We start from the raw sequence: 7,088 nt of genomic DNA, 5'->3' as shown, positions 1-7,088 counted from the left end.
AAACGTACACGAGTTGGTGCTTTTCCATACTGTTCCGCTATCTGTCTCAGGCGATACGGATCTAAGTAATCCTCTTCCCCCTGATTCAACGACGGTGAATAAAACAGCCCCATTAATCCAACTGTCACCGGATTCGGTGCCGCCAGCCAACGTCCTGCACTAATAGCGCCGCCGCCAATGTAACGCATTACCAGCGTTTCCCCTTCCGCTACCGCGCTGCGGGCAGTGGCGGCCACGGCGGTAGCAGCCGCTTCGGCTTTATCTTCACCACCACGGAACCACCGCTTATACCACGGTAATTTTTTATCCTGCGGCTTATCTGGTTCTGGCGGGTGTTTCTTCTCTTGTGGCGGCGGTTCTGGTTTTTGCGGCGTCACCGGAGTGGGAGATGACGGCACCTGATATATCGCCATTCTGCCAAAGTTATTCGCCGGTTCAGGCTCGGTTCCGGCATCGGTACAACCTTTACCCCGCTGGCAGGACTTTGTAAACACCGGTATCGGCGGCGGAGGCGCCTGCGTTGCGGGCGGGCTTCCCACATCCTTTACCGGAGAAGAGAAGTGCTGTTGCACCATATTTGTGGGAGCGGCAACCCGGTCAGCAGCCTTATCCTGCTTCTCATAGCTGTCCATCTCGGAATTGATAAACCTAGCCCGACAGGGGCAAGTACTCACACTGTCCAATGTGCCAGCCAGCTTGCGCCCCATGTCAAACACATCGGATACACCACCGACAATCGTGTAAGTACCGGGATGTTTGCCACAGGTAACTGTATCCCCTTCACGAGCGGTTGCTCGCCCATTAAATGTCATGGTGTGATCACCGGTGATAATCTGTCCGCCACAGGTTGTTTTATCACCAACGAGCAGGAAATACCCTATTGCCATTTATTCACTTCTCCAATGATTTACAACATGAAGAGTGAATCTAACTGAAATCATCATCATGCTTTTGTCACTTATGGATTAATAAGTAATCAATAGTGCAATGAATTTCACTTAGAAGTATATAGGAATATTCTGAAAATTAGAGAAATAATGTCGATTGATACTGGTAATTCACTATGTTTTTTAACAATTTTATTACAAAAATTAAACAAAAGTGAGTTTCATGAATAAATTTAAGAAACAGTGACGAGTTAGCAGAAATACACAACAGATTTTTGCAAGCCACGGTCAATTGTTAATCATTAACCGTTCAAAGTGCTGACCGAAAGACCAACACTTTGTCAACAATCTACAAAACTATTCAGGCTTTGATGAGCTTTACCAGATTGCCTCTGAGCATTGCAGGAAAACTATGCGCTTGCACAAGCAAACATGCTTTGTTGGTGCAAACTGCGAGCAAACTGACAATTTAAGGCTAACTCTTTCCTACTATGCCCGCGAACCAGTAAAGCCTCCCAACGATGATGATGACCGGGCACAAACCCTGTACAGGCAAATCCCGCCTGTTGCAAAATTTCCATCGCCTGGAGAGTGCCTTCCCCTACCGGCAGTTTCACATATACCAGTTTGTGTGCCGGTAACTCCGCCACCTCTTTTACCCGCTCGGTTGTCTGCTTTTCTATCCACACTTCCAACCGACGTCCATGATTGGTTATGCGGATATCCGCATCAGCCAGCTCCTCCGGTTGCAGAGGCTCTTGACCAAACACTTGAGTCACCGATGTCAGCCACCTTTGCCAACCGGAAGGCCAATGTAATTCTGGAAACGGCCAACTTTGTAAAGGCAAACACCCCAGCACAATGCTTTCCGGCCGTGCCTGATCAAATGGTGACGTTACATAATCCGGCAGTAAACCCGTCGTGTGAAAGCCCAAATTTTGGGCCAAACGTTGGCTGTGGTTATGTGACGACACCTGTTTAATCGTGAGTATGCTTAACCCCATTTTCTTAGCCTGATTACACAAATATCGGCCCAGTGCGGTAGCAATCCCTTGCCCACGCGCCTGCGGGTGTACCGCGATCAACGCCAGTTCAGCGCTTAATGGACACTGTTCATCCCGCCACAGCGCCGCATGCCCTAATACTCGCCCACCCTGTACCGCAACGGCAGAATACCACTGTTTAGCCGCGTTATAGCGGCCAAGCATCGTGGGTAAATAGACTTCCGGGTAGACATAATCTTCACCATAAACAGCCCGAAATAACGCACTAACACCGGTAGAATCCCCTTCCCGGAATAATCGAATGAATGGCATTACTGGATTTATGCTCATGCCGCCTTCTCTTCAGCACTATAACCACGATTATCAACCACCCGCACCAACTTACCGGATCGAGGATGAGTGACCATATTTTCCAAGGCGCAGTAAGTGACCTCCACATGCAGGAAGCCCTGATCACATAACTTTGCCATAGCGGGTTGGTCCGCCAGCAATGCTTGACGCATTGATGTTGCCGATGGCATCAGTGATGAATTTCCGGCTAACAAGAGTTGTATGTTATCCATGCCGTTCTGACGGCTCAGCAATAACTGCCAAGCGAGTACACCCGCTTGCTGTCGCAGTAAACGCGCAATATGGTCAGGAAAAATGGATAGTGAACCAACTCGAATTCGGTGAGCGCTTCCTGCCCGCCCCTGCAAAGCGAATTTGCGTCGCGGCTGCCCCAGCGCTTCACACCAACAAGCCATATCTCCGGTAGGGTAACGGATAATCGGCATCAGGCGTCGTTGCAGGTTGGTGACAACTAATAGGCCATTTTGGCCAGGCTCCGTAATCGGCTGACCATTGGCTTCGTCAACAATTTCAATAATGGTTTCCGTATCAAAAACCCGATGTTCGCCATAACAACAATCAGGAGACGCCGCCCCAATGAGACCTGCGTCAACGCTAGCGCAACCCACTGAACCAATACGCGCATTAGGAAATACCTGATTCAACAGTGTCAATTGCTCTGGAAACAGGCTTTCGCCACCGTACAACAGGCGCTCAACGCCCGGCATAGACTGGCCGCGCTGCTGCAAGGCACTGGCAAAACGCAGCAATTGCACCGGCATCCCAGCCAAGACATTAATATTCAAGTTAATAATAGCGTCGGTCAGTATCCGATCATCAACGGAGCTGGTAAACGGATACTCCACCACCGGCACCGGTGAATAGGACAAGGCACCGTGAATAAACAGCAAACCGGTGTACAAATCACCAGAAAAAAACAGATTAGCAAAGCGGTCGCCAGGTTGTAATTGTTGTGCAATCCCTTGACCAAATGCGCGTATAAAAGCGCGCCATTCACTACAACTGAACACCGACAACCTGCCGTCACTGGTTGAACCACCGGTCTTAAAAACATGACCGCCGTTGACAGGGCCGGTTAACACCGGCCAGTTCTCCAGCGATTGCGATTGTTGCCAATAATCAGCAGGATTGATCAACGGCAGATCAATTAGCTCCCAGCCAGATCGAGGCAGATCACGGTAAAGATCCCTAAAAAAGGGGGAATGATTGCGGACGTATTCAACCAGATCGTGTAATGATAGTGTCATGATTTACCCAAAAAGTAGTATTATTGGTCTCAGAATCGGCTATCCAGCACCAGCGGCGTTTTGCCACTTTGCGGGTGACGACGGAACTGCCCCATCGGCGTCGGAATAACTTCCAATTGAAGCAATCCACCACTGACAACCTGGTTCAGCATCTTATGTTGCAACAAATGTGTACGCACCTGGTCAACATCCCCATCGGCTAACACATGGATATAATCACCACCATCGGCGTTGTTTCCCACCAGCCACTGCACCGGAAACGCCAGCTCGGCTGACAATGCCGTTGGGTTCACAAAAATAGATCCCACCCGCAGCAACGCACCATGACGACCTTCCAATTTAAACCGCGGCGTTGGTAATCCGCAGTCACAGAGAGCGGGAAGCCAATAACCCAAGTCACCTACATCGTAACGCTGGACCACCTGCCCTTCCCTTTCCAGAGGGGTAAACACCAGCCGACCGCTTTCCCCTGCCGGAACAGGCTGATCACTATCAAGAGCCAAGATCTCCAGCCACTGAATATCAGATAACAGATGGAATTCGCCCTCGTGACAACAGGCGCAAGCATGACCTAACGGGCCTGCATCCACGGAACCGTAAATTGCCGAACGAATCACCTCTACACCAAAACTGGACAGAAACTGACGTCGCTCTTCGTTAATATGTTCACCACCAGTAAAAATTTTACGTACCCCGCCATAGGCACGCAACGCAGCCTCTTCACATTCAAACAATCGGTGTATAGTGCTCGGCATCCCGACCAGCGTATTGACCCCTTGAGTGATAATAAAGTGCCTGATTTGGCTAAAATCATCGTCTATTGGGCCGCCCATCGGGTAATGGGGCACAGATAATTTATCCAGAATAGTGAAGAAACTCATCAGACCGCCATACAAATTACCGCCATACAGCAAATTCATTACCCGGTCTCGTGCTGGGTCCAGACCAGCAGCAAACAGGCCATCTGCCGAAGACTGCATTTGGCTGTGATAATCTCGATGGCTGAAACCCGCCAGTTTTGGCTCGCCGCTACTGCCGCCGCTACGGAAAAACACCTGTGCTTTCGCCGTCGTGCCGCCACTCTGAAACTTTGCTTTATCCATCACCGGAATCCCTGCCAGTTCCGGCGGATTGGCCGACAATTTATCCAATGAGACATGGCCCGGCAGTTGTTCCGCTTTCAAGCTGACTGAGACACGTCGCGCCAACCGAGTCAATGCATAAACACCATCATGGGGTTCACCTTCATAGCCATCATGCATAGTTCCGGCCTGACATATCCGACTAACACCGGCAGCCAACAACTGACGGCTCAGCATCGGCAGCTCTTTTTCTTTAGCTATCAAAGCACAACTTTGCAAATAGGGACGCCACGGCAACAAAACCTCGACCAATTGCGCACGTGGCGCCGGGCGGACTTGCAAAGTACGGTACAGTGGTGATGGCGCAAGTTCTTGACGCTGTATCCAGGCTACCCGCCAACCATTACCCTCCTCTATTGAACCGCGAAGATCAGCAAAAGTGTGATCTAACTGTAAGAATGCCATCTGACTGCTAACTTCCGCCGCTTCCTGTATGTCCGGCTGTAAAGCGGGCCATACTGGCGCACGTCGTTCCAATGCGGCGGCCACAGCACTAACCACCTCCCGTAAAACGTTCTCGTCAGTGCTATCTACCAATAAACACTGTGGACTGGAGCACGCTTGTTGGTCAAAACGGCAAACATCATCAGCCAGCGCGTCATAGTCAGCATCACTAGCAACCATCGGGTCCAAATAAGCAAAACTGATACGATGTCCCCAATCTATCCAACGGCAACCGGGCCGTAGTTGGCTACGGATAGCGGTCAACGCGCTATTACTGCCCCAAGCGGATACGGCATCAGCACACGCCAGTAATTCTGATAATTGATCCGATGGCAAAGGTAATACAGCTATATAAGACGCCAACGTGCCGCTCAGGTCATAACGTAGAAACTCTGCCAATATCCGCGCATTAAGGCCGTGATCACTGCTACTAGGGCGTAACCAGTTGACATTGCCCACTAACAAACTCTCTAACACTGCCATAAATGGCAGCAAAGGCGCGTTGGACGGCGTGATATGCACCACCAATCCCAACGGCTGCCAGGTTTCAAAACGGGGCTGTGTATAGTCAAAGCGACGCAGAGAAAAAGGTTGTTCGCCCAATTCGTGTCGCAACTTTGCCTCTAAAGCATCACGATGACAGAAGTGACGTAACGTGGTGATTGCGGCTGTATCCAACTCAAGTTTAGCCGCAACCGTATCCAGGCCGTCAACAAAGCGTTCAGCACACGCCAATACCTGTTGTACACTTGGGGGACACGCCAACGTCTCAGCCAAATTACTTTTCAGTTCCGCCAATATAGTCGCGGGTTCCAAGTCAGAGATAACCTTACCATTCACTAAATACATTTCAGGACTCCTTGATCAACTCAGAAGCGGCAATCGCACAACTGCGGCTTTTACTGGTACCGGCACGACCCAATAACTCAAACCAATCGGTCGCTAACTCACAACCACATTCAGCGGCCGGATGTAACACCGCCAAATCGCTCACCACAATACTGTGTGCCGGGCTGGAAGTGATGTAAGGTGACGCCAGATGCAGGAAACCGGGCTTACCGTAGGGTTGAACCGCCATGTTGGCCGTATCGCGGATATAAGCGCGGGCATAGGTCGGCACATGAAAATGGTGATTTCGGCACTCAACATAAGGCACGGGATGTTCCACCGAACCGTAGCCATCCCGGCACCGCTCGTCAGGAATACCCAGTTGTTCCCCCAAACGCCGATACAGCAAGGATCTTGGAATGGCTTTATCAGCGTGCGTTTTCCAGCCTCCCCCCAAAAACACCAGTGACTCAGGATGCAACTGGACCGGCGGCAACCCCATTTCCTGCATCCGTTCCAGCGTGAACCACAAGAATGCCGGAAAGCCCAAGATACGCACCGGCAACCCTTGTGCTGCAAACTCTTGTAAGGATCGGATGACGCCAAAAGGATCAAACTCATTGCTTTTTCCATTGTGGCGCAGCGCATAACAGACTTGGTTTACCGGTGCATATTTACACAAATATTGATCGGTATACGCGGTTCCCAACGTAACCGTACCGGCAGGTTCATAGCTTAACAGCAAGTAATTGCAAGGCTGTTGCGGCGTATTCCAACCGTAATATTCAAAAATTCGTTCAACCATATTTTGAGCCGCACGTATACTGCGTGCATCATAACGCATACGGCTCTTTTGGCCGGTTGTCCCAGAGGAGGTTAACTCCAATGCATTCCTGCCGGTACTGCTGATCAACAATTGGCGTTTGAAATAATTAGCGAAAATAGGCGGCAAACGCGACCAATCGTCCAGTTTTTCCAGTCTTTCTACTTCCAAGCCGTTAGCCTTCAACCACTGAGAATAACCGGGAGTATTTTCACAGTGGTACAGCGTCAATTCACGCATGGCAGCATCAAATAGTTGGTCACAAACATTATCGACCCGATAAGGATGATCAAGCGCACAAAGGGCGTCAACATAAGCAAGAGAGGTCAAAAGTCATCTCCAGAAATTAAAGAAAAGGGCAT

The 7,088-nt window shown here is 50.2% G+C and carries 5 protein-coding genes; all 5 read right to left on the bottom strand.

The window, feature by feature from the left end; genetic code table 11:
- On the bottom strand, nucleotides 1-887 hold an 887-nt coding region (locus BA1DRAFT_RS12515; protein ID WP_036779590.1), incomplete at its 3' end, for a PAAR domain-containing protein.
- A gap of 410 nt (nucleotides 888-1,297) precedes the next feature.
- Complete coding sequence (locus BA1DRAFT_RS12510; RefSeq protein ID WP_036779587.1) at nucleotides 1,298-2,221, bottom strand: GNAT family N-acetyltransferase; 924 nt, start codon at nucleotides 2,219-2,221, stop codon at nucleotides 1,298-1,300.
- Complete coding sequence (locus BA1DRAFT_RS12505) at nucleotides 2,218-3,489, bottom strand: phenylacetate--CoA ligase family protein (RefSeq protein ID WP_036779585.1); 1,272 nt, start codon at nucleotides 3,487-3,489, stop codon at nucleotides 2,218-2,220. The genes BA1DRAFT_RS12510 and BA1DRAFT_RS12505 overlap by 4 nt, the downstream gene beginning before the upstream one ends.
- 29 nt (nucleotides 3,490-3,518) lie before the next feature.
- A complete protein-coding gene (locus tag BA1DRAFT_RS12500; RefSeq protein ID WP_036779583.1) occupies nucleotides 3,519-5,924 on the bottom strand; it encodes an acyl-CoA reductase in 2,406 nt (801 codons plus the stop codon).
- 1 nt (nucleotide 5,925) lies between these two features.
- Nucleotides 5,926-7,056, bottom strand: coding sequence for a LuxE/PaaK family acyltransferase (locus BA1DRAFT_RS12495; protein WP_036779580.1), 1,131 nt, complete (start codon nucleotides 7,054-7,056; stop codon nucleotides 5,926-5,928).
- Between the last annotated feature and the right edge of the window lie 32 nt (nucleotides 7,057-7,088).

The sequence above is a fragment of the Photorhabdus aegyptia genome (assembly GCF_000612035.1).
Classification (GTDB): domain Bacteria; phylum Pseudomonadota; class Gammaproteobacteria; order Enterobacterales; family Enterobacteriaceae; genus Photorhabdus; species Photorhabdus akhurstii.
This window is presented reverse-complemented; position numbering and strand designations above follow the sequence as displayed.